Annotated in this window: 22 protein-coding genes and 1 pseudogene; 4 read left to right on the forward strand and 19 right to left on the reverse strand. The window is 71.1% G+C overall.

What is annotated here, in order from left to right; translation table 11 throughout:
* From lgt to hisH, 11 genes are all read right to left on the reverse strand, one after another.
* Positions 1-900: a prolipoprotein diacylglyceryl transferase gene (gene lgt, locus HMPREF3121_RS04960; RefSeq protein ID WP_070520467.1), complete on the reverse strand. Its 900-nt coding sequence runs from the start codon at positions 898-900 to the stop codon at positions 1-3.
* A complete protein-coding gene (gene trpA / locus HMPREF3121_RS04965; RefSeq protein WP_070520470.1) occupies positions 897-1,682 on the reverse strand; it encodes a tryptophan synthase subunit alpha in 786 nt (261 codons plus the stop codon). Before trpA ends, lgt begins: the two co-directional genes overlap by 4 nt.
* Entirely contained in the window at positions 1,679-3,076 is a 1,398-nt protein-coding gene (trpB, locus tag HMPREF3121_RS04970; RefSeq protein WP_083291291.1) for a tryptophan synthase subunit beta, read from the reverse strand. The genes trpA and trpB overlap by 4 nt, the downstream gene beginning before the upstream one ends.
* Before the next feature lie 42 nt (positions 3,077-3,118).
* Complete coding sequence (trpC, locus tag HMPREF3121_RS04975; protein ID WP_070520472.1) at positions 3,119-3,922, reverse strand: indole-3-glycerol phosphate synthase TrpC; 804 nt, start codon at positions 3,920-3,922, stop codon at positions 3,119-3,121.
* A gap of 138 nt (positions 3,923-4,060) precedes the next feature.
* The gene (locus tag HMPREF3121_RS04980) at positions 4,061-4,819 is read right to left on the reverse strand and encodes a TIGR02234 family membrane protein (RefSeq protein ID WP_070520474.1); all 759 of its coding nucleotides are present in this window, start codon (positions 4,817-4,819) and stop codon (positions 4,061-4,063) included.
* The gene (locus tag HMPREF3121_RS04985; RefSeq protein ID WP_070520477.1) at positions 4,809-6,392 is read right to left on the reverse strand and encodes an anthranilate synthase component I; all 1,584 of its coding nucleotides are present in this window, start codon (positions 6,390-6,392) and stop codon (positions 4,809-4,811) included. The genes HMPREF3121_RS04980 and HMPREF3121_RS04985 overlap by 11 nt, the downstream gene beginning before the upstream one ends.
* A gap of 92 nt (positions 6,393-6,484) precedes the next feature.
* Positions 6,485-6,889 (reverse strand): phosphoribosyl-AMP cyclohydrolase, encoded by a 405-nt coding sequence (hisI, locus tag HMPREF3121_RS04990; RefSeq protein ID WP_070520480.1) that lies wholly within the window; start codon positions 6,887-6,889, stop codon positions 6,485-6,487.
* Positions 6,886-7,662 (reverse strand): imidazole glycerol phosphate synthase subunit HisF, encoded by a 777-nt coding sequence (hisF, locus tag HMPREF3121_RS04995; RefSeq protein ID WP_035122541.1) that lies wholly within the window; start codon positions 7,660-7,662, stop codon positions 6,886-6,888. The genes hisI and hisF overlap by 4 nt, the downstream gene beginning before the upstream one ends.
* A 52-nt stretch (positions 7,663-7,714) precedes the next feature.
* Positions 7,715-8,533 carry an inositol monophosphatase family protein gene (locus tag HMPREF3121_RS05000; RefSeq protein ID WP_070520483.1) on the reverse strand — a complete coding sequence of 273 codons (819 nt, stop codon included), beginning with the start codon at positions 8,531-8,533 and terminating at the stop codon, positions 7,715-7,717.
* A gap of 76 nt (positions 8,534-8,609) precedes the next feature.
* Complete coding sequence (priA, locus tag HMPREF3121_RS05005) at positions 8,610-9,344, reverse strand: bifunctional 1-(5-phosphoribosyl)-5-((5-phosphoribosylamino)methylideneamino)imidazole-4-carboxamide isomerase/phosphoribosylanthranilate isomerase PriA (RefSeq protein WP_070520486.1); 735 nt, start codon at positions 9,342-9,344, stop codon at positions 8,610-8,612.
* Positions 9,345-9,496: 152 nt separating this feature from the next.
* Positions 9,497-10,171 carry an imidazole glycerol phosphate synthase subunit HisH gene (gene hisH / locus HMPREF3121_RS05010; RefSeq protein ID WP_070520489.1) on the reverse strand — a complete coding sequence of 225 codons (675 nt, stop codon included), beginning with the start codon at positions 10,169-10,171 and terminating at the stop codon, positions 9,497-9,499.
* A gap of 218 nt (positions 10,172-10,389) precedes the next feature.
* On the opposite strand from hisH, the gene HMPREF3121_RS05015 reads away from it, so the two are divergent.
* Positions 10,390-11,028 (forward strand): arsenate-mycothiol transferase ArsC, encoded by a 639-nt coding sequence (locus HMPREF3121_RS05015; protein ID WP_070520493.1) that lies wholly within the window; start codon positions 10,390-10,392, stop codon positions 11,026-11,028.
* A 45-nt stretch (positions 11,029-11,073) separates the two neighbouring features.
* Here the strand turns inward: HMPREF3121_RS05015 and HMPREF3121_RS05020 are convergent, their stop codons facing one another.
* The 6 genes and pseudogenes from HMPREF3121_RS05020 to hisD all read right to left on the reverse strand — a co-directional run bounded on the left by HMPREF3121_RS05020 (position 11,074) and on the right by hisD (position 17,112).
* On the reverse strand, positions 11,074-12,273 hold the full coding sequence (locus tag HMPREF3121_RS05020) for an MFS transporter (protein ID WP_246816074.1): 1,200 nt from the start codon (positions 12,271-12,273) through the stop codon (positions 11,074-11,076).
* Positions 12,274-12,285: 12 nt separating this feature from the next.
* Positions 12,286-13,632, reverse strand: a complete 1,347-nt coding sequence (locus tag HMPREF3121_RS05025; protein ID WP_070520496.1) for an MFS transporter — start codon at positions 13,630-13,632, stop codon at positions 12,286-12,288.
* Between the two features lie 110 nt (positions 13,633-13,742).
* On the reverse strand, positions 13,743-13,916 hold the full coding sequence (locus HMPREF3121_RS12590; RefSeq protein ID WP_168161368.1) for a hypothetical protein: 174 nt from the start codon (positions 13,914-13,916) through the stop codon (positions 13,743-13,745).
* The gene (gene hisB, locus HMPREF3121_RS05030; protein WP_070520499.1) at positions 13,913-14,536 is read right to left on the reverse strand and encodes an imidazoleglycerol-phosphate dehydratase HisB; all 624 of its coding nucleotides are present in this window, start codon (positions 14,534-14,536) and stop codon (positions 13,913-13,915) included. Before hisB ends, HMPREF3121_RS12590 begins: the two co-directional genes overlap by 4 nt.
* 105 nt (positions 14,537-14,641) lie before the next feature.
* Positions 14,642-15,784 (reverse strand): annotated as a pseudogene (locus HMPREF3121_RS05035) (histidinol-phosphate transaminase); the annotation flags it as partial.
* Positions 15,781-17,112 (reverse strand): histidinol dehydrogenase, encoded by a 1,332-nt coding sequence (gene hisD, locus HMPREF3121_RS05040; RefSeq protein ID WP_070520501.1) that lies wholly within the window; start codon positions 17,110-17,112, stop codon positions 15,781-15,783. The pseudogene HMPREF3121_RS05035 and the gene hisD, both read right to left, overlap by 4 nt.
* 193 nt (positions 17,113-17,305) lie before the next feature.
* Here hisD and HMPREF3121_RS05045 point away from each other — a divergent pair, with 193 nt between their 5' ends.
* From HMPREF3121_RS05045 to HMPREF3121_RS05055, 3 genes are read left to right on the forward strand one after another with little or no spacing between them, the layout of a single operon-like run.
* Positions 17,306-18,271, forward strand: coding sequence for a hypothetical protein (locus tag HMPREF3121_RS05045; RefSeq protein ID WP_141742976.1), 966 nt, complete (start codon positions 17,306-17,308; stop codon positions 18,269-18,271).
* Positions 18,272-18,312: 41 nt separating this feature from the next.
* Positions 18,313-19,899: a hypothetical protein gene (locus HMPREF3121_RS05050; RefSeq protein ID WP_070520507.1), complete on the forward strand. Its 1,587-nt coding sequence runs from the start codon at positions 18,313-18,315 to the stop codon at positions 19,897-19,899.
* Between the two features lie 36 nt (positions 19,900-19,935).
* Positions 19,936-20,526 carry a hypothetical protein gene (locus HMPREF3121_RS05055; RefSeq protein WP_070520510.1) on the forward strand — a complete coding sequence of 197 codons (591 nt, stop codon included), beginning with the start codon at positions 19,936-19,938 and terminating at the stop codon, positions 20,524-20,526.
* A 28-nt stretch (positions 20,527-20,554) separates the two neighbouring features.
* On the opposite strand, the gene nadC is transcribed toward HMPREF3121_RS05055, so the two are convergent.
* Both nadC and nadB read right to left on the reverse strand, forming a co-directional pair.
* On the reverse strand, positions 20,555-21,397 hold the full coding sequence (gene nadC, locus HMPREF3121_RS05060) for a carboxylating nicotinate-nucleotide diphosphorylase (protein WP_070520513.1): 843 nt from the start codon (positions 21,395-21,397) through the stop codon (positions 20,555-20,557).
* Between the two features lie 131 nt (positions 21,398-21,528).
* Positions 21,529-23,112, reverse strand: a complete 1,584-nt coding sequence (gene nadB / locus HMPREF3121_RS05065) for an L-aspartate oxidase (RefSeq protein WP_070520516.1) — start codon at positions 23,110-23,112, stop codon at positions 21,529-21,531.
* Position 23,113: the final 1 nt, after the last annotated feature.

Consider the following 23,113-nt stretch of genomic DNA (forward strand, 5'->3'; position numbering starts at 1 on the left):
CTAGCCCTCTACGGCGGGGTCCGCGTCGCGGCTCGCCCCGCCGCGCACTTCTTCGGGTGCTTCACGACGTCGATTCCGCAGTGCGACGACGAATGCGCATGCGATGAGGAACACCACCGTGGAGGTGACGGTGTTGATGCGCAGGCCGCCGAAGACTTCGGTGGCGGCGTCGGTGCGCATCAGTTCGATGAAGAAGCGGCCGAGGGTGTAGCCGGCGACGTAGAGGGCGAAGACCAGGCCGCCGCCGAGGCGGAAGCGTCGGTCGAGCCAGACGAGCAGGAGGCAGATGGCGACGTTCCACACCAGTTCGTAGAGGAACGTCGGGTGCACGACGGCGAGGACCTCTCCGGTGGACGTGCCGGTGACCGGGGCCGGATTGCCGGCTTCGTCGACGCGACGGTAGATCTCCAGGCCCCACGGCAGGTCGGTGGGGCCGCCGTAGAGTTCCTGGTTGAACCAGTTGCCCAGGCGGCCGATGCCCTGGGCGAGGATGATCGTCGGGGCCACCGCGTCGAGCATCGGTGCCACGGGGACCTTCCGGTACTTCAGCATCAGCCAGCCGGCCGCCGTGCCCAACGCGACGGCGCCCCAGATGCCCAGGCCGCCGGCGGTGATGTTGAACGCCTGCCACGGGTTGGCGCCCTCGCCGAAGTACTTCCGCCAGTCCGTCATCACGTGGTAGATGCGGCCGCCGATGATGCCCGCCGGGATGGCCACGATGGCCACGTCGAGGACGATCTCCGGATTGCCGCCGCGATCGGCGTAGCGGCGCTTGGACCACAGCACGGCGATGATGATGCCGGCCAGGATCGACAGCGCGTAGCCGCGCAGCGGGATGGGCCCGAGCTGCCACACGCCCTGCGGGGGCGAGGGGATGTTGGCCAGGAGGTCGACGGTCACGCCCGCTCCCCCGCCCGCACGCCGGCGGCGAGTTCCTTCGCCAGGGCGACGAGATCGTCGCGACCGGCGGCCGCGGCCTTGATGAGGGCGGAGCCAACGATGACGCCGTCGGCGAAGCCCGCGATCTCCTTGGCCTGTTCACCGTTGGACACGCCCAGGCCGACGCACACCGGCAGGTCGGTGTATTCGCGGGTGCGGGAAACCAGCACGCCGGCGGCCGAGTCGACGGCCTTCTGAGCGCCGGTGACGCCCATGTGGCTGGTGGCGTACACGAATCCGCCGGAGGCCGCGGTGGTCAGTGCGATGCGCTCGTTCGACGACGACGGGGCGACGAGGAAGATGGTGTCCAGCCCGTGCTTCTCGGCCGCGGCGAGCCAGCGTTCCGCCTCCTCCGGGATCAGGTCCGGGATGATCGCGCCCAGGCCGCCGGCGGCGGCGAAGTCCTCGGCGAACTTTTCGGGACCGTACTGCAGCACCGGGTTCCAGTACGTCATGGTCACGCACTTGCCGCCTGCGGCGGTGACCTCGCCGACGACGCGGAAGAGGTCCTTGATGCGGAACCCCGCGTCGAGCGCGATGTCGGCGGCCTCCTGGATCGTCGGGCCGTCCATCATCGGGTCGGAGTACGGCAGGCCGACCTCGATGACGTCGGCGCCGGCGTCGACCACGGCGTTGATGGCGTCGATCGACCCTTCGACGGTCGGGTACCCGGCGGGCAGGTACGCGATGAAGGCGGCGCGGTCCTCCGCGCGCACCCGGGCGAAAACGTCTGCGAGGCTCACTTGCCCTGCTCCTTCTTCTCGTCGCTCAGCTGGTCGCTCAATTCGTGCTCCGCGGTGTCCGGACCGGTGGTCTGCGCGGGCGTGCGGATGGACTCCGGGTGCAGGTCGAACCACCGCGCTGCGGTGTCGACGTCCTTGTCTCCCCGACCGGAGACGTTGACGATGAGGACCGGCTCGCGGCCCAGCTCGTCGCGAAGCTTCCCTGCGACGACCCGCGCCGCCGCGACCGCATGCGCGGATTCGATGGCGGGGATGATGCCCTCGGTGCGGGACAGGTCGCGGAAGGCCTCCATCGCCTGAGTGTCCGTGATGGGAACGTACTGCGCCCGACCCGAGTCGGCGAGCATGGAGTGCTCCGGGCCGACGCCCGGGTAGTCCAGGCCGGCGGAAATGGAGTGCGACTCGATGATCTGGCCGTCCTCGTCCTGCATGAGGGCCGCGAAGGAACCCTGGAAGACGCCCGGGTTGCCGCCCGCGGAGATCGGGGCGGCGTGGCGACCGGTCTCGATGCCGTCGCCGGCGGCCTCGGCGCCGATGAGGCGGACCGACTCGTCGTCGATGAAGTGGTGGAACAGACCGATGGCGTTGGAGCCGCCGCCGACGCACGCGATGACGGCGTCGGCCAGCTCGCCGGTGGCGGCGAGGATCTGCTGACGGGCCTCGGCGCCGATGACGCGCTGGAAGTCGCGGACCATCGCCGGGAACGGGTGCGGGCCGGCGGCGGTGCCGAAGCAGTAGTACGTGTCGTCGGCGTTGGCGACCCAGTAGCGCATCGCCTCGTTGATCGCGTCCTTCAGGGTGCGGGAACCGATCTGCACCTCGATGACGTCGGCGCCGAGCAGACGCATGCGGGCGATGTTGAGCGCCTGGCGCTCCGCATCGACCGCCCCCATGTAAATGCGGCACTCCAGGCCCAGCAGCGCGCACGCCGTCGCGGTGGCCACTCCGTGCTGGCCGGCGCCGGTCTCGGCGATGATCTTGGTCTTGCCCATGTTCTTGGCCAGCAGCACCTGGCCGAGCACGTTGTTGATCTTGTGGCTGCCCGTGTGGTTGAGATCCTCGCGCTTGAGCCACACCTGCGCGCCGATCATCTCGCCGAACTTGGCCGCCGGGTACAGCGGCGACGGGCGGCCGGTGTAATCGCGCTGCAGGCGATCGAGCTCGGCCAGGAAGGCCTCGTCGGCCCGGGCCTTGGCGTAGCCCTCCGTGACTTCGCCGATGATGGACATCAGGGCCTCGGGGATGTAGGTGCCGCCCCACTGGCCCCAGTGGCCCAGCTCATCGGGCTCATGGTCGGTGGTCCGGGAAATGACCTCGCCCACCGTGGGCAGACGGCCGCCGGCGACGTCCTGTTTCTTGAAATCCTGATCGTTCACCCGACCATTGTGACGCATCGGACCCCGATGCGCGGGCACCGGGGTCCGGCCGGGTCGTCGCTACGCGCGCGAGGCGGGGTGCTGCCCGGCGGCGACGAGACGGCGGCAGGCCTCGCCCGGATCGCCGGCGGTGACCAGGCCCTCGCCGACGAGCACGCAGTCGGCGCCCTGGTCGGCGTAGGCCCGCAGGTCCTCCGGCCCCTTGACGCCCGACTCGGCGACCTTGACCACGGAATCCGGCAGCATCGGGCCCAGCTGCCCGTAGACGCCCATGTCGACGTCGAGGGTCTTGAGGTTGCGGGCGTTGATGCCCAGGATCTTCGCGCCGGCGGCGAGCGCACGGTCGACTTCTTCGGCGGTGTGCGCCTCGACCAGCGCGTTCATGCCCAGCGACTCGGTGCGGTCGAGCAGCGATTCCAGGGCCGGCTGGTCCAGCGCGGAGCACATCAGCAGCACCAGGTCGGCGCCGTGGGCGCGGGCCTCGTGGACCTGGTACGGCGTGACGATGAAGTCCTTGCGCAGCACCGGGATGTCCACTGCCGCGCGCACGGCGTCGAGGTCGGCCAGCGATCCGCGGAAACGGCGCTCCTCGGTGAGGCAGGAGATGACGGCGGCGCCGTTGTCGGCGTACTGCTTGGCCAGCACTGCGGGCTCGGGGATGTCGGCCAGTTCGCCCTTCGACGGGGAGGCGCGCTTGACCTCCGCGATGACCTGCACGCCCGGGCGCGACAGCGCTGCGACGGCGTCGAGGGCCGGCGGGGCGTCGAGCGAGCGGGCCTTGATCTCCTCGTAGGGAACCTTCGCCTCGCGGGCGGCCAAATCCTCGCGCACGCCGGCGATGATGTCGTCGAGAACCGTTGCCATGGTCAATCCCTTCGTCTCGGTCCCGTGGCGGGCGGTGCCGCGGGTCCGCTGAAGTCGGTTGCATCCGCAGTCGAATCCGCGGAATCGTTTGCGGATGAATGTTATCTGTCGGTGCCGCGGGCGTCGGGCCCGGGGTCGTCAATCGCGCGCGGCGTCCCCGTTCCCGCTCGTCGCGTCCCCATCGGTCGGGTCCACGTCCGTCGGGTCCACGTCGGCCGCCTCCGCGTCCACCTCATCCATGTCGGTGGGGTCCACGCCCGCGTCGAGCGCGTCCCACAGGACGCGGCCCGACTCGGGCTCGTGGGACAGGTCCTCGCGGACTCGTTCGCGGCGGACCTCCGGGGTTTCGTACGCGCCGGAGCGTCGCTTTGCGACGTGTCCGCCGGGACGCACCAGCAGCAGCACGCCGCCGAGCACTCCCAGGGCTGCGGCGATGATGGACAGGATGGGCCCCAGGTTGTGGATCTGCAGGTCCTGGATCTGCGCCCAGTCCGACACCGTCACCGGCGCGTTGGCCCGTTGGGTCGCCGCACCGGACGACAGCAGGTCCAGCGCCCGTTCGGGGTCGGCGCCGGCGGTGAGCAGCTGCAGCGGCGACCACGCGGCCGCGGCGGCGATGACGGCGGCCAGGCCGCCGACGATGCGCCGGCCGATGCCGCCCATGATCAGCGTCGCGGCGACGGCGGCGGCCAGGGCCAGTGCCAGCGCGGTGGACTCCGGCGCCCACGTCGCGCCGACGAGGTCGTTGACCGCCTCGCCCGACTTGTCGTCGAACGTGGTCACCGTCAGCCATGCCGCGCGTCCGGCCAGCCACAGGCCCGCCGCCGACGCGAGCGTCAGCAGCAGCGCGATGCCGGGACGGCGATCGGACTTCTTCTCGGCGGACTTATCGGTCATCGGATCCCCCGTTTCCCGTGGCGTCGCGGATGGTCTCGGCGGCGGCGACGGCGCGCAGCACGGCCGCGGCCTTGTTCCGGGTCTCGGCGTCTTCGGCCTCCGGGTCGGAGTCGGCGACGATGCCGCCGCCGGCTTGCACGTACACCGTGCCGTCCTTGATCAGGCCGCTGCGGATGGTGATGGCCTGGTCGGTGTTGCCCCTGAAATCGAAGTAGCCGACCGTACCGCCGTACACGCCGCGGCGGGTGTCCTCCAGCCGGTCGATGATGGCCAGCGCGCTCGGCTTCGGAGCCCCCGACAGCGTGCCCGCCGGGAACGTCGCCGCGAAAGCGTCGACGGCCGTGGCATCGTCGGCCAGCGTGCCCGTGACGGTGGACACCAAGTGCATGACGTGCGAGTACCGCTCGATGTGACGGAAGTCGTGGACCTTCACCGTGCCCGGCTCGCACACGCGGCCGAGATCGTTGCGGCCCAGGTCGACGAGCATGAGATGCTCGCTGTTTTCCTTCTCGTCGGCCAGCAGCTCCTTTTCCAGCAGGATGTCCGCCTCGACGTCGTCGCCGCGCGGGCGAGTGCCGGCGATCGGATTGGTGACCACGCGGCGCCCCTTCACCTGCACCAGCGACTCCGGCGAGGAACCCACGATCTGGAAGGCCGTCTCCGACATCGACTCGTCGGGCACGTTGATCAGGAACATGTACGGGCTGGGGTTGGTCATCCGCAGCATGCGGTAGATCTCCAGCGCGGTGGCGTCGGTGTCCATCTCGAAGCGCTGCGAAAGCACGATCTGGAACGCGTCGCCGGCGCGGATGTGCTCCTTGCACGTCTCGATGCGCCGCATGTGTTCCTCGGGCGTGCGCTGGCGACGCACCTCCGGTTCCGGCAACTCCACCACCGCCGGCGGCGTCGACAGCGGTGCGGCGAGCTTGGCCAGCATCGCGTCGATGCGGGACACGGCATCGTCGTAGGCGGCGTCGACGCGCTCATCGGAGCCGTCCCAGTTGATCTGGTTGGCCACCAGCCACATCACGCCCTCGTGGTGATCGACGACGGCGAGGTCCTCGACCAGCAGCTGCACCATCTCCGGCACGTCGAGATCATCGACGCACGTGTCGGGCAGCTTGCGCTCGATGAAACGGATGATGTCGTGTCCGAAATAGCCCATCAGGCCGGAAGTGAACGGCGGCACCGAACCGGCCGCCACGGCGGCGTCGTCAAGCGGAAGCTCGCTGTGCAGCAGCCGCAGGGTCTCGCGCAGCGCGACGAGCGGATCGCCGCCCTCGGGCGCGCCCTTCGGAGCCGTTCCGATCCACCGGGCCTCACCATCGACGACGGTCAGCGCCGTGCGCGAACCACAACCGATCATCGACCAGCGCGACCACGACTGCCCCACGTCCGACGACTCCAGCAGGAACGTGCCGGGGCGGTCGGCGGCGAGCTTGCGGTAGGCGGACAGGGCGGTTTCGCCGTCGGCCAGCACCCGCTTGATCACCGGCACCACGCGGTGGTCCCGCGCCAGGGCGCGGAAGCGCTCCCGGGAGGTCATCGAAGTTCGCGTCGAGGTTCGCGTCATGGGTCACATCATGCCAAACGGCGACGGCCCGGACGGGACTCGGGCCGGTCCCCGACGGCGCCGCCCGGTCGACGGTCCCGGAATCGGCCCGACTAGATCAGCGGATCGACGTCGAAGCAGGAATGCGCGCCCGTGTGGCAGGCCGCGCCGGTCTGCTCGACGGTGACCAGGACCGTGTCGTGGTCACAGTCCAGGGCGACGTGGAGGACCTTCTGGAAATGCCCCGACGTCATGCCCTTGATCCAGTACTCGCCGCGCGACCGCGACCAGTACGTGCCGCGGCGGGTGCCCAGCGTGTACGCCAGCGCATGGTCGTCCATCCAGGCCAGCATGAGCACCTCGCCGGTGCCGGCCTCCTGCACGATCGCGGGCACCAGGCCGACGTCGTTGCGCTTGAGGCGGGCGGCCAGGTCGGGGGCCAGATCCCACGTGGACGGGTCGTCGGGGTTTCGCGTGCCGACGGTCAACGTCGGCCCGTTCACCGCATCCGCGCTCATCGACGGACCTCGATGCCGGCGTCGGCCATGGCGTCCTTGACCTCGCGGATCGAAACCTCGCCGAAGTGGAAGATCGACGCGGCCAGCACCGCGTCGGCGCCGGCGTCGACGGCCGGAGGGAAGTGCTCGGCCGCGCCCGCGCCACCGGAGGCGATGATCGGCACGTCGACGGCGGCGCGAACCTTGCGCAGCAGCTCCAGATCGAAGCCGTCCTTCGTGCCGTCGCCGTCCATGGAGTTGAGCAGGATCTCGCCCACGCCGAGCTCCTCGCCGCGACGGGCCCACTCGACGGCGTCGATGCCCGCGGACTTCGAGCCGCCGTGAGTGGTCACCTCGAAACCGGAGGGCTGGGGCTGTCCTCCCTCGGGCACGCGGCGGGCGTCGACGGACAGGACGATGCACTGGGCGCCGAAACGCTGCGACAGCTCGCGAAGCAGCTCCGGACGGGCGATGGCGGAGGTGTTGACGCTGACCTTGTCCGCCCCCGCCCGCAGCAGCTGGTCGACGTCCTCGACGCTGCGGACGCCGCCGCCGACGGTCAGCGGAATGAAAACCTGCTCGGCGGTGCGGCGCACGACGTCGAGCATGGTGCCGCGACCGTCCTTCGAGGCGGTGACGTCGAGGAAGGTCAGCTCGTCGGCGCCCTCCTCGTTGTAGCGGCGCGCCAGTTCGACCGGGTCGCCGGCGTCACGGAGGTTTTCGAAGTTGACGCCCTTGACCACGCGGCCGTCGTTGACGTCCAGGCAGGGGATGACGCGGATCGCGACGGACATGGGGTTCTCCTCTTGGTAGTGGTGATTCTGCTGGTGCGGACGTGAGCTTGGCTCAGGCCCGGAAGTCGGTGGGCGGCAGCAGGCCGCGGATGATGTGGAGCAGGCCCGCATGGACCTCCTCCGTGCCGGCGAGAACGCCGACGGAGCCGACGCGCCACGGCTCGCCGGTCAGGTCGGTGACCACGCCGCCGGCTTCGCGGATGAGCAGCACACCCGCGGCGTTGTCCCACACGTGCGGGGAAAAGGTCACCGTTCCGCCGAAGGACCCGGCGGCGGTGGCGGCCAGATCGACGCCGACGGATCCGGAGATGCGGATCGTCGGATAGCGGTCCCCCACCGCCGACAGCAGCAGCTGCCGCCAGTCGCGGGGGAAGGTGCCGTCGTGGCGGGCGATGACGGAACCGAAGGCGATGGACACGGGACGGCCGGACTTGGGGTCCATGTGGACCTCGCGGCCGTTGACGCGGGTGCCGCCGCCCAGTGTCGCGGTGACACGGCGGCCCAGCAGCGGCATCGACGCCAGCGCCACGATGGGTTCGCCCTTGTGCACCAGCGCCACGAGAATCGCGCACATGGGGAAACCCGCCGCATAGTTGGTGGTGCCGTCGATGGGATCGACGACCCACACGGTGTCGGGGGTCGGCTCGTCGTCGCCCACGCCGTACTCCTCGCCGTGCACGGGGAACCCGGTGAAGTGCAGGAGCAGCTCGCGAAGACGACGCTCGATGGCCAAGTCGATTTCCGTGGCGAAGTCGCCGCGGGCCTTGGTCACCAGAGGGTCGGCGCCGAGGTTGACGGTGAAGAGGTCCTCGACCTCGTCGACCGCCGCCTCCGCCATCGCCAGCAGGGCCCGGGGTTCCAGATCCGCCATGGTCGAGTGACCTTTCCGCGTTGGTGAGCGCTGGTCGTTGGTTGGCGCTGGTCGCGCCGATGTGCGTGGGCCGACGCTAGGAGCGCGCCACCGCCAGGGCCTCCTCCAGCGTGAACCGGCCGGCGTAGAGCGCCTTGCCGATGATCGCGGAGTCGACGCCCTCGGACACGAGGGTCTTGATGGCCTCGACGTCGGCCAGGGAGCTCACTCCGCCGGACGCGACGATCGGGGCGTCGGTCGCCGCGGCGACGTCGCGAAGCAGATCCAGGTTCGGTCCGGCCAGGGTGCCGTCCTTGGACACGTCGGTGACCACGAAACGGCTGCAACCCTCGGAGTCGAGACGCTCGAGCACCTCCCACAGGTCGCCGCCGTCGGAAACCCAACCGCGGCCGCGCAGGCGCCACTCGCCCTCGATCTGGCGGACGTCCAGGCCGATGGCGACGCGATCGCCGTAGCTGCCGATGATCTCCTTGCACCACTCCGGATTCTCCAGGGCGGCGGTGCCGATGTTGACGCGACGGCAGCCGGTGGCCAGCGCCGCCTCGAGTGACTCGGTGTCGCGGATGCCGCCGGACAGCTCGACGTCGATGTCGAGCTTGCCGACGACGTCCTTGAGCAGCTCGTAGTTCGAGCCACGCCCGAAGGCGGCGTCGAGGTCGACGAGGTGAATCCACTCCGCACCGGCGTTCTGCCAGTTCATGGCGGCGTCGAGCGGCGCACCGTAGTGCGTCTCGGAACCCGCGGCACCCTGGACCAGGCGGACGGCCTGTCCATCGGCGACGTCAACGGCGGGCAGGAGGGTCAAGGTCATGGCGGTGTATCGCTCCCCGGGAGTCGGTGGTCATGTCGGCGTGCAACTCGGCGGGCGTCGTCGATGATCGGCGACGTCCGCCCGAAGTTCCGTTGTGAAGTATAGGCGAGCGCCCCGGCACGGTGACCGGGGCCGGGCGGCGCGGCGCCGGGTCAGCGCAGAGTGTCGACCCAGTTGCGCAGCAGGGCCAGACCCGCGTCGCCGGACTTTTCGGGGTGGAACTGGGTGGCCCACAGCGGGCCGTTTTCCACTGCGGAGACGAAACGGTCGTTTTCGTGGGTGGTCCAGGTCACCAGCGGAGCGGCGATGCGGGAGTCGGCGTCGAGCTCCCAGCGGCGGGCGGCGTAGGAGTGCACGAAGTAGAAGCGCTCGTCGTCGATGCCGCGGAACATCTCGCCGCCCTCGGGGACGTCGACGGTGTTCCAGCCCATGTGCGGCAGGATCGCGGCGTCGAGACGTTCGACGGTGCCGGGCCATTCGCCGCAGCCGGGCGTTCCGACGGCGCGCGCCGACGAGTCGACCTCATCGGCATGGATTCCCTCGGCGTACTCGACGCCGCGGTCGAAGAGCACCTGCATGCCCACGCAGATGCCGAACACGGGCCGCCCCCCGGCCAGCCGGGAACCGATGAGGCGCGGCCCCTGCACGCGATGAAGGCCTTCCATGCAGGCGGCGTAGGCGCCGACGCCGGGGACGAGCAGCCCGTCGGCGTTCATGACGATGTCCGGTTCGGCGGTGACGACGACGTCGACGCCGGTGGAGGCCACGGCGCGCTCGGCGGAGCGCAGATTGCCGGAGCCGTAGTCGAGGATTGCGACGGTGGTCATGGGGGAATCATAAATGGTCGTTTCGCCGCTCCCCCGCACCGCCCCGACGCGCTGCCGCCCCACCGGGAGGCACGGCGCCTGAGAGATGTTAAGGTTAACGGCAGGTTAACTTTCATTTAACTTCATGCCAATCTGTGCAGCTCGGCACCGCTTGAATCACCCTCCGACGGACACCGGGCACACGGAGAAGCACACGACCTCCCGGGAAAGGGGCCCCGATGACCAACCCGCTGCTCAACCGCCAGTTCGAGATCGTCCGCGAGGACATGCACCGCCTCTACGGATCGCTCCACACCGCCGACCACATTGACGCGCTCATGGACGCCACCATCGCCGAGCGCACCGCCGGAGCCACGGTCGACACCTTCCTCCCCGTCATCGTGGAGCGCATCGTGTCCGAGAAGCTGGAACAGCAGGCGGCCGACGCCGGCGTCGCCGACCCGAAGCCCCGCGAGGAAATCCTCTTCGTCTGCCAGCGCAACTCCGGCCGTTCCCAGCTCGCCACGGCCATCACCTCGTGGCTCGTCGGCGACCGGGTCTTCGTCCGCACCGTGGGCCTGGAACCGGTCGGCGGCATCAACGAGACCGTTTTGAAGGTCCTCGCCGAGCGCGGCATCCCGGCCGATCACCTGCACCAGACGGAAATCGTCGCCCGCACCGTCCACCGCGCCGACGTGGTCGTGCTCCTGGGCGTCGACGAACGCCCCGACATTCCGGGCGACCGTTACGTCGAGTGGGACATCGCCGACCCGGAGAACGCCTCCATCGAGGAGGTCCGCGCCATCGCCGACGACGTCGAGCGCCATGTGCGCGCGCTGCTCGCCGACATGGGCTTCGACGAGGCCCTGTCCGCGTAAAACATTCCTGCGGGCGCACCGCTTTACGACGGCGGCCCGACGGGCTCACGCCCTGGCCCGCACCTTCAGCGCCGGCGAACATGCGGCCGCCACGACGCCGAGCACCAGCAGCAGGCCCAACGCCCACTGCAGCCCGATGCCGGTGGCGGCGACGCCGATGGCGGGGCTGGTGACCAGGAATCCCATGCGCATCATCCATCCGACGAGGGTGACGCCGGCACCGTCGGCCACCCCGGGCAGCGCGGCCGCCGCCGCGAACGCGGAGGGCACCAGCGTGGCGCAGCCGAATCCGGCCAACGCGAACCCGCCGAGGAGAACCACCGGGGACGACGCCGCACCGCCGACGAGGACGAGCACGCCGCCGACCGCGATGAGAATGCCACCGGCACCGGCGACCCGCGCCCGATCGAAACGATCGATGAACGCGTCGCCGAGGAACCGGCCCAGCGTCTGCGACGACAGGAACACCGCGTAGGCGATGCCGGCCGATGCGGCGGCGAGTCCGGTCAGCTCGTGGGCCGCCAGGCCTCCCCAGTTCTGGCCGAGGTCCTCCACCGCCGTACCCGCCGTCGCCACCGCGGCCAACGGCAGCACCGCCAGCAACGCCGATCGCAGCGCCGACGGCTTCGGAGCCGAGTCGGATGCGGCGGCGTCGGCATCCGGGCGGGCGTCGTCAAGCAACTCCCGCGGCAGCGGCGCGGCGCGGTCCCCCACCAGCGACGCGCCGAGGGACGCCATGGCCAGGCACACCGCCGACGACGCCGCCAGATGCACCCCGACGTCGTTGCCGGCCAGCGCCGACCAGGTGGCGATGGCGCCGCCCGACGCGGCGCCGAGACTCCAGAACGCGTGGAGCCGGGAAATCAGCGATTTGCCCGCCCGATCCTGGACGCGCGTGCCGGCGACGTTCTGGCCCACGTCGGCGGTGGCGTCGACGATGCCGCACCCGAACAGCAGCACCGCCAGGGCGAGGCCACCGGAGATCTGCCCGATCAGGGTCATCAGCACCGCCATGATCAGCGTGCCGCCGACCGAAGCGAACAGCGGACCGCGCCACGACACGACCCGCGCGGGCAACGCCGACGACACCAGCGAGCCCACCGGCATGGCGGCGACGATGAACCCGAATTGCAGGTCCGTCAGGCCCCATTCCTTGACCAGCGCCGGGTACCACGGAAGCAGCGAGGCGAAGATCGCGCCATTCGACGCGAACATCAGCGACGTGCCGGCGAAGCCCCGGCTCATCCCGGCCACGGGTCAGCCCCTGCGGCGCGGCTTGACGACGGCACCGCCCAACTTGCGCAGCGTCGCACGGGTGTTGTGGATCTCGGCCACGCGATGCGCCCCGATGACCTGGTCGAGGATCGCCGCGATGAGACCCAGCGCCATCAGCCCCGCGGCGGCGGCGAACACCGCCGGATACGGCTGCAGCGCCACGCCCGCGACGAGGCCCAGGATGAACGACCCCAAACCCGTGCCCGAGTCGAACGCCATGTTCCAGTAGGCGCTGGCCTCGGCGGTGCGCTCGCGCGGCAGACGGGCGAACATGAGCAGCAGTGCCTCGTTCTGCACGATGCCGAACCCGGCGCCGTAGAACGCGGCCGCACCCAGCAGCCACCACGCGGACCAGCCGGCGGACACCACCAGCGCGATGAACGCCAGACCCAGCACACCGGCGGTCAGTGCCCCGATGAGCAGCGTGCCCGCCCGGCCCTTGCGGTCCGCCCACACGCCCGCGATGTACCGGAAGACCATCTGGGAGCCGCCCATCACCGACAACGCCCCGCCGGCGACGAACGCGCCGGCGACGAGGTCGATCTCCTGCGCGGCCGGGGCCAGGAACGCCGAAATGCCGCCGAAGCCCATCGCCGTGGTGGCCATCGCCAACGCCGGCACCGCCACGAGCTTCCACGTGGGCACCGGCGCCGCCGGACCCGGATCGCGGGCGGGCAGCTCGGCGCCTCCCCACGACTTCTTCCCGCGGCGACCCGGCTTGGCGGCGGCCTTGATCTTGGGGATCAACAGCGCCATCGCCGAACCCACCAGCGAAATGATGCCGCCCAGGACGTACACCCACTGGTAGCTGCCCGTCCAATGCGCGATGGCCAGACCCAGCGGCAGGCACGTCAACTCGGCGACGCCCACGGCCACGCCGAGGGTGCCCGACGCCTTGCCCAGGAACTTCAGGGGCACCAGCTCGGCGATCAACGCCGACTCCGCGACCGTCAGTGCCCCGAAGCCCATCCCCCGCACCACCGCGATGGCCAGGACCAGGGCGGCGTCGGTGCCGAACAAGTGGAAGAACGTCGGCAGGCCCAGCAGCAGGCCGGAGACGAACATCGTCGCCTGATAGCCGTACTTGCGCAGCATCCTCGGCGTCTGCGTCTGCGTGAGCACCGTCGCAGCCATGAACACGCCCGTGTACGCGCCGGCCAGGCCCGTGCCGCGACCGTCGTCGAGGATCGCCTGCGGGATCACCGGCAGCAGCAGCGACCAACCGCCGAACGCCGCCAGCACCGCCACCAGAGTGGGGACGAGCCCGGGCGCCTTCCACATCGAGTCGATTTCCGCGGAGCCCCCGGCGGCCTGCGCCCGTTGCGTCATGTCAGCTCATCTCCCCTTCCTCCGGTGTTGCGCCGGCATCGGCCACCGGCGCAGGCCGGTGCCTCACGTCATGGTCATGGTCATCGAAATCGTCGGCGACGTCGGCGCCGTCAGCCCATCTCGCCGATCAGCCACAGGATCGCGCCGGCCAGCGCCAGCACGGCGAGGAAGCCGAGCACGATCGTGCCCACCCTCGATCCGGCCTGGTAGGCGGACCAGGCGCCGCCGACCAGCAGACCGGCGAGGATGAACAGGAAAATGGTGGACAGGTCCGCCGCGCTCACAGCGTTCCCTTCGTCGACGGGATGCCCTTGACTCGGGGATCGGGCTCGCACGCCGCGCGCAGGGCGCGGGCCACCGCCTTGTACTCGGCTTCGGTGATGTGGTGAGGATCGCGACCGTACAGGCAGCGGACGTGAAGGGCAATCCGCGCGTTGAGGGCGAAGGACTCGAAGAAGTGCTCGTTGATCACCGTGGCGTAGTGGCCGCCGATGACGGCGGTGAGCATCTGGTCCGGCTCGCCGGTGATGACGAAGTACGGGCGGCCCGACACGTCGACGACGGCGTGGGCCAGCGTTTCATCCATGGGGATGTAGGCGTCGGCGAAGCGGCGGATGCCGGACTTGTCGCCGAGGGCCTGCGCGAACGCCTGCCCCAGGACGATGCCGGTGTCCTCGACGGTGTGGTGGGCGTCGACGTCGGTGTCGCCGTTGGCGTGGAGCTTGATGTCGAAGCTGCCGTGCGTCGTCAGCGCGGTGAGCATGTGGTCGAAAAACGGCAGGCCGGTGTCGATGTCGGCCTGGCCGGTGCCGTCGAGGTCGACGGTGCACACGATGGAGGACTCGCGGGTCGCGCGCTCGACGGTGCCGATGCGGGGCTTGTCGCGGTGGGTGGGATCGGTCATTGTTCTACGTCACTTCTCCTGGTTGTCGGTGGCGGCGGTGGCTGCGTTCGAGTCGGTGGCCGCGGTGGTGCCGTCGCCCGTGCCACGGACGGCGCCTGCGGCGATGACGGCTTCGGCGGCATCGAGCAACGCGTCGTTTTCCGGCGGCAGGCCGATGGTGGCGCGCAGACGACCGGGCACCCCGACGTCGCGGATGAGCACGCCACGCTCGAGGAAGTCGTTCCATGCGGTGGCCGCGTCGTCGAAAAGCCCGAAAAACACGAAGTTTGCGTGTGATTCGATGACGTCGTAGCCCAGCTCCTCCAGCCGGTCGACGACCCGGTCGCGTTCCGCGGCGAGCTTGTCGACGGTGCCGAGGGTCTCGGTGGCGTGGCGCAGGGCGACGGTCGCCGCGGCCTGCGTCAGCGTGGACAGGTGGTACGGCAGGCGCACCAGCAGAACCGCGTCGACGAAGGCGGGGTCGGCGACGAAGTAGCCGAGGCGGCCGCCGGCGAAATCGAAAGCCTTGCTCATGGTGCGGCTGACCACCAGCTTGGCCGGGTACTCGGCGATGAGGCCGACGGCCGAGGGCTCGTCGGTGAACTCGGCGTACGCCTCGTCGACGATGACGATGCCCGGCGCGGCGTCGAGGATAGCCCGCAGGTCCGCCATCGGCGTGAGGTTGCCGGTGGGGTTGTTCGGCGAGGTGACGAAGATGACGTCGGGCCGGTGCGTTCGGATCGCGGCCAGCGACTGCTCCATGTCGATGTCGAACGTCGCGGGGTCGCGCGGGACGGCGAGGAACTCCGTCTGGGTGCCCGCCGCCAGGATGGGGTGCATGGAGTAGCTAGGAGTGAAGCCCATCGCCGTGCGGCCGGGTCCGCCGAACGCCTGGAGCAGCTGCTGCAGGATCTCGTTGGAACCGTTGGCGGCCCACAGGTTGGCTTCGCCGACGTCGACGCCGGTGCGGGCGGTGACGTAGTCGGCCAGGGCCCGACGCAGGACGACGGCGTCGCGTTCCGGGTAGCGGTTGAGGTCTGAGGCGACCTTGCCGATCTCCCCGACGAGTTCGTCGATCAGCGCATCCGACGGCGGGTAGGGGTTTTCGTTGGTGTTGAGCCGGACGTCGACGTCGAGTTGCGGCGCCCCGTAGGCCTCTTCGCCGCGCAGTTCGTCGCGAAGCGGCAGGTCGGCCAGGGTGATTCCGGTGTCCTTCAACGATTCTCCTCCGGTGGTCGTTTCGTCTTCGTCGTGCTTTGCGACGCTCATCGGTTCTCCGCGGCGGCCGCCGGGTCTTCGAAGCGGGCGCGGATCGCCTCGCCGTGGGCGGGCAAGCGTTCGGCGTCGGCCAGCGCCACCACCGTATCGGCGACGCCCTTGAGCGCGGCCTCGTCGTACTCGACGACGTGGACGGCCTTGAGGAACGTGTGGGTGGACAGGCCCGAGGAATGGCGGGCGGTGCCCGACGTCGGCAGCACGTGGTTGGAGCCGGCGGAGTAGTCGCCCAGCGGCACCGGGGAGAAGTTGCCCACGAAGACCGCGCCGGCGTTGGTGACGCGATCGGCCATCGCGGCGGCGTCGACGGTGTGGATTTCCAGGTGTTCGGCGGCGTAGGCGTCGGCGACCTTGAGGCCGACCTCCATGTCGTCGACGAGGACGATGCCGGACTGCGGGCCCTCCAGCGCCTCCTTGACGCGGTCTGCGTTGAGGGTGATTCCGTAGCGGGCCTCCACCTCGCGGTCGACGGCCTCGGCGAGTTCGACGGAGTCGGTGATGAGCACCGACGCCGCCATGACGTCGTGTTCGGCCTGGGAGATGAGGTCGTAGGCCACGGCCACGGGGTCGGCGGTGGAGTCGGCCAGGATCGCGATCTCCGTCGGGCCGGCCTCGGAGTCGATGCCCACGACGGAGCGGCACAGGCGCTTGGCGGCGGTGACGAAGATGTTGCCGGGGCCGGTGACCATGTCGACGGGCTCGAGGCCGGCGGACTCGTCGCCGTAGGACAGCAGCGCCACGGCCTGGCCGCCGCCGACGGCCCACACCTCGGTGACGCCGAGCAGGGCGCAGGCGGCGAGGATGGTCGGGTGCGGCCATCCGCCGAAGTCGGCCTGCGGCGGCGAGGCGACCACCAGCGACTCGACGCCGGCGGCCAGCGCCGGGATGACGTTCATGAGCACGCTCGACGGGTAGACGGCGTTGCCGCCGGGCACGTACAGGCCGACGCGGCGGACGGGGATCCACTTCTCCTTGACCACGCCGCCGGGCACGACGTCGACGGAGACGTCGGACGGCTTCTGGGCCTCGTGGAACGTGCGGATGCGCGCGATGGATTCCTCCAGGGCGGCGCGGACGTCGGCGTCCAGTCCCGCGAGGGCGTCGGCGATGACCTCGGCGGGGACGACGAGGGACTCCGGCCGGATGCCGTCGAACTTCTCCGAGTACCGCATCGCCGCTTCCGCGCCGTTGGCCGCGACGTCCTCCACGACGGGGCGGACGGTCGGCAGCATCGAATCGACGTCGGCGGAACCGCGGGGCAGCGCCCGGCGCAGTTCGGCGGTGGAGGGGACGCGACCGCGCAGGTCAATGGTGGACAGCATCGGGGCAGACGCCACCTTTCGGGAAGTGCTCATGTGCTTGGTCTGGGACGGCATTCATCATAGTTGCCGGTCGCGGGCGCCCCGGGAGCGGGCCGCGCCCGCACTCCCCGGGGGCCGGCCGTCTCGCCCGATCTTTTCCGGATCTTCCGTTTTCCGTTGCGCTCGGGCCGGACGATCCGCCACAATCATCCGCATGTCCAGGACCGATGGCAGAGACCTCGCAGAGTTGGCGCGCCGCGCGCTATCCGCCGCATGGGACGGCGATCCGCGTGCCGCCCGTCTGGCCGCGGCGGAGTTCGCCGCCTCGGGTCATGCGGCCGTCGCGACGCCCCCGGAGGATCTCGACGAGGACTTGCACGGCGCCTACCACGGGCTTCGGCGATCGGTGGCCGAGGCGCTCGGCATGGAGGAAGCCGCGCATTCGGCGGCGATGGCGTGGACCGGATGGGCGATGACGAAGCAGAACAACGCCCAGGAGCTGCGCGCCCGCTCCCGCTTGGCCGTCGACGAGGCGAACCGGTGGTTGCGTTTCGTCGACGACGGTTCCGCCGGCGCCGACGTGTCCGACATTCCCCTGCTGGCCCGGATCGTGCGGGGTCTACCCGGCCGCGAGGGCGAGCCGCGCCCGGCGACGGAACCGGCCGACCCGTTCCTCGTCGACGCGATGCTGCAGACGGAGGCCGCGGCGACGATGGTGCGCCGCCCCGACATCGCCGAGCCGCTGGCCAATTGGTTGCGCGATCAGTCGGAGGCTGCGGGTGCGGAGAACCTGTCCGACGCGGTGACGCTCATCGACGCCCGTCGTCTCCACGCCATCGGGGATTTGCCCGCCGCGGCCCGCCTGTGCGCGGCGGCTGCGGCAGATCCGGTGGGCGAGCCGGTCACCGCGGTCATCGATTTTCGCCGCGAGTTGGCGCTGTACTCCATCGATGCGCGCCAGGACGAAACGGCCGCCCGCATGTTGGGCATGGTCGCCGATGCGGCGCAGGCGGCGGGCCTGACCCTCGATTTCGTCGCCGCCGCCCGTCTGGCCGCGCCGGTGCTCGATCGTCTGGACCGCACGCGCGAGCGTCGGGCCCTGGCCAAGGCCGCGTTGGCCGCCGCCGAGGGCTTCCCCGAGTCGCCGGCGCTGGCGGAGGTTTCCGCGGCGGCGCGATAGCCGCTTTGCTTTCCCGGTCGCCCCGGCCCCACAATGGCCGAATGACCTGGTGGGATGAATCTCTTGACGCGTCGGCCCCGATTCCGGCCCGGCGCCCCGTTTCCGATCCGCCCGCCGTTCCGTCCGAATTGCCGGATCTGCTGGAGTTTTCGCGCACCGCGGCCCACACGCTGGACCACGTGTCCAGTTGGCGGGCGGTGACCGCGTTCGCCCGGGATCATTGGCTTGACGACGCCGACGGGGTGTCCGAGGAGCTCCTCGGCGAGTTTTACGCCCTGCGCCACGCCACGGCGGATCAGCTCGAGCTGGCCGACGAAGCCGAGGAGGCGCGCCGCGAATGGCTCGATTGGGCGATCCGCACCAACCAGCCGGCCGCGGCGTTTCATGCCCGATCCTTCGGCGCCTTCGCCGAGGCGGAGAAGTACATCGACGCCCACCCGGCCGGCGGTCGGCCCGCCGACGCCGACGTGCCGCAGCTGACCTCGTTGACCCGCGACATCCTGGACCTGCGGCCCAGCGGGCCCGAGGCGTACCAATTCGCGTTGTCGGCCGCGGTGGCCGGGGCTTCGGCGTCGCTGGCGCGGCGCCCGGATCTGGCGCAGGCGCTGTCCCGGTGGTCGGCCGAGTACGCCCCGCCGCGCACCGGCGACGACGACCGGCGGCTGTTGGAGGCGCAGGTCGCCCATGGCCGCGGTGACCTCGTGGCATCGGCCAAGATGTGCGCCGCGGTGGCCGACTCCCCCGCGTCCGAACCGGTGACCAGCACCATCGAGGCCCGGCAGATGCTGTCGCACCTGTCGCTGGAGGCCGAGGAGCCGGCCGAGGCGGTGCGCCAGCTGACGCCCGTCGTCGAGGTCGGCCTCGAGTACGACCTCGTGGTGGGCACGCTGCGGTCGGTGCGGCTGCTGTCGGCGCTGCTCAACTCCGACGGCGACTACGCCCGGGCCGCCGAACTGGCCGCGGCGGCGCTCGACGCGGCGTCGGGCATGCCAGTCAACGGTCTGGTGATGGACCTGCGGCTGATCCTGGCCCGGTCGCTGCTCGACTCCGGCGACGACGACGCCGCCCTGTCGCACGCGGTGCCGGTGGCCCAGTGGTCGTCGTTGACCAGCGACGAGGAACGCACCGACGCGGCATTCACCATCGCCGCCACCGCCGCGGGCAGGTCCGGTGACGCGGGGCGGGCGGCGGATCTGCTCGTCGAGCACGCCGAACACCTGGGGCGCCTCGGCGACGGCGAAGGGGCGTCGCGGGCGTTGCGGCAGGCCGCCCGCAGCGCGGTCCACGCCGACCCCGACCGCGCGGAGGACCTCATGGTCGCCGCCCGGGACCTCATCACCGACGGTTGGGCCATCGCCGATTGGCACGACGACCTCGCCTACGTCTACTGGGCGTCGTCGCGCGAGGACCTGGCGCTGGGCCACGTGGACACCGCCGCGGCCGGGTACCTCGAAGCCGGCGACGGCGAGGAGGCCGCCCGGGCGTTGCTCACCGGCGTGCGCTGCTGCCTCGACCGCGACGACGCCTCCGGGGCCCGCCGTTACGCCGGGCGCATCGCCGAATTGTTGCCCGGCGACGCCTGGGCGGGTCACCCGGTGCGCGAGGCGCTGGCCGTCCTGATGGAGTGATCCGTCGGTGGACCGGGGCCGGTAGGATCAACGGCCATGCGCACCCCCACCGACATCTTCGAGGCCGCGTCGGCCCTGGCCGTCGACGGCAAGCTCTGGTCCGCAGCCGACACGCTGATGGCCGGTTTCGCCGATCTCGGCGACGCCGCCGACGCGCCCAACGCCGATTCGCTGGGCCGCCCGATCCGGGGTTCGGCGCCGAAACTCATGGACCGCGCCGCCGATTACCTGGACTTGCTCGATACCCTCGAGGCCGACGATCCGGACGCCATCGACGCCGAGGTCGCCGCCGCCACCCCGCCGCGCCACATGCGCTGGGCCCAGTGGCACGCGCTCAACGGTCAGGCGGAGGTCCGCCGCGGCCACCCCGGCCGCGCCGTCGATCACCTGGAGCTGTCGGCCGGCTTGTTCGGCTCCGACGGCATGCGCGCCCAGGAGATTCCGCTGCTGGCGCAGATCGCCCTGTGCCAACTCGAAAGCGGCGACGTGCCCCGGGCGGAGAATGCGCTCAACCGCGCCCTGACCGCCAAGGCGGCGTTGGGCGCCTCGGACCCGGCTGCGGCGGCGAAGTTCGCGGACCTGCTCGACGACGTCGCGGCGCGGATCACCGCCGAGCTGCGGCCGTGATCGCACCCGGCGGCGGGAACTACGGGGCCTAGAAGTCCAGGCCCAGGTCCAGCACGCCGGACGAGTGGGTCAGCGCGCCGACGGCGAGGAAGTCGACTCCGCAGGAGGCGTACTCGCGGGCGACCTCGAGCGTGAGCCCGCCGGAGGACTCCAGCTGCGTGGCCGGCGAGACCTGGGCGCGACGCTGGACGGCGATCTGGGTCTGCCACACCTCGAAGTTGTCCAGCATGACCAGTTCGGGCTTCATTTCCAGCACCTGGTCGAGCTGGGTGAGGTCGTCGACCTCGATTTCGCACTTGAGCTCCGGGTAGGCGCGGCGCACGCGTTCCAGGGCGGGCACGACTCCCCCGGCGGCGGCGACGTGGTTGTCCTTGATCAGGGCCTCGTCGCCCAGGCCGTTGCGGTGGTTGACGCCGCCGCCGCAGGTCACGGCGTACTTCTGCAGGTTGCGCAGGCCGGGGATGGTTTTGCGGGAGTCCCGGATGCGGGCGCCGGTTCCATAGACGGCGTCGACCCAGCGGCGGGTGGCCGTGGCGATGCCGGAGGCGTGGGTGACGATGTTGAGCAGCGTCCGTTCGGCGGTGAGCAGCCCGCGGGTGGGGGCCTCGATCTCTGCGACGACGGTGCCCGGGGCGACGCGGCTGCCGTCGTCGACGAGGATGTCCACCTCGAAGTCGTCGGCGATGACCTCCTCGAGCGTCCAGCGGATGGCGGCGCCCGCCGCGATGATGCCGTCGACGCGCGAGACGACCTTCGCCCGCGACCGCTGAGTCGGCCCGACGGTGGCCAGCGACGTCACGTCGGGGCCGTAGGCCAGGTCCTCCTGCAGTGCCGTGCGGATGAGGCCGCGGGTGATTCTTTCGTCCAGCATGGGAATTCGCGCTCCTTGGCTTTCGTCGGGTCTGGTGTGGTCGTCGGTTTCGGTCGGTGGCGGGGTCGAGCGGTTCGGATCGGGTCGGGTCGGTTCGCGGTCGGTTCCGTTGCTTTGCGACGCCGCCCCGGTTACTCGTCGAGCCGCGTGTGGCAGCCCAGGGTGGTCGGTCGTGCGGCCGCCGCGGCGACGATGGTGCGCGCCACGGCGACTTCCGCCGAGTCGGGCAGGGCCGACAGGGCGTGTGCGGCCCGCGCCAGGGATTCGGCGGTGCGGGTGACTCCCGCGCCGTCGGTCATGGCCCGTTGCAGGCGGTCGAGATCCCGGGGCCACGGGCGCGGGCGGATGCGACGGCGGCGGATGTCGGCGGGGTGCTGCTCCCCCAGCGTCCCGGCCCCGATCGCCGCGGCGGCGTCCTCGGCGACGGCGCGGCCCACGACGAGACCCTCCAACAGCGAATTCGACGCCAGCCGGTTCGCGCCATGCAGGCCGGTGCGGGCGCACTCTCCCGCAGCGTAGAGCCCCGGCACCCGGGTGCGTCCGTTGACGTCGGTGGCGATGCCGCCGCAGGAATAGTGCACGGCAGGTGCGACGGGCAGCAGGTCCTTCGCCGGATCCAATCCCGCGGTGGCCACGCCCGCGGTGACCGTCGGAAAGCGCTCGCGGACGCCGGGAATGTGCCGGGCGTCGAGGTAGACGCAGTCCTCGTCGAGCTCCCGCAGGCGCGTGGCGATGGCCCGGGAGACGATGTCGCGCGGCGCCAGGTCACCGCGCGGGTCCACGCCCTCGGTGACGGAGCGGCCGCGGGAGTCGACCAGGCGGGCGCCCTCGCCGCGCACCGCCTCCGAAATGAGGGGGCGGCGGCCGCGGCGCTCCCGATCGAACAGCACGGTCGGGTGGAATTGGATGAACTCCATGTCCGCCAGCTCCGCCCCCGCATCGAGCGCCAGGCACTGGCCCTGGCCCAACGCACCGTCGGGCGCGGTCGTGGCGCGGTAGAGGTGGCCGACGCCGCCGGTGGCGATGAGCGTCGCCGACGCCAGCACCGCCCCGAGGCCGCGGGGGTCGCGGATCAGCGCGCCGTGGGCGCCGTCGTCGTCGACGATGATCTCCTCGGCTACCGCATTCTGCAGAACGCGCACCCCCGTCACCGCCGCTTCCAGGCACCGCTGGATCTCGGCGCCCGTGGCATCGCCGCCGGCGTGGATGATGCGGCGGTGGCCGTGACCGCCCTCGCGGGTGCGCGAATACCGGCCGGCGTCGCCCGGATTGGTCTTCGGATCGAACAGTGCGCCCAACGAAATGAGCCATTCGACGGCGTCGGCACCCGCACCGATGATGGCGCGCACGGCGTCGCCGCCGCAATGCCCCGCACCGGCGTCGAGCGTGTCGGCGACGTGGGCCTCGACGGAATCGGGTCCCTCCGGGCCGCCGTCGCCGCCCGGGCCCTCCGGCCCCTCGGGGGCGTCGTCGAGCCCCACGACGGCCAGGCCGCCCTGAGCGAGATTCGTCGCCGCCCCCGCAAAACGCAGATGCCGACGCGCACCGGCGGACCAGTGGCCCTTGTCCACGAGCAGGACGTCCAACCCCAGTTCCCGGGCCCGGCGCACCGCGGACAATCCCGCGACGCCGCCGCCGATCACCAGCAGATCGCACCGGTCCGACCAGTCGAAACCGGCCACCGGGTCACGTCCCGAACCGGAGCCCGCGGCCACG

The sequence above is a fragment of the Corynebacterium sp. HMSC11E11 genome, assembly GCF_001807025.1.
Lineage (GTDB): Bacteria > Actinomycetota > Actinomycetes > Mycobacteriales > Mycobacteriaceae > Corynebacterium > Corynebacterium freneyi.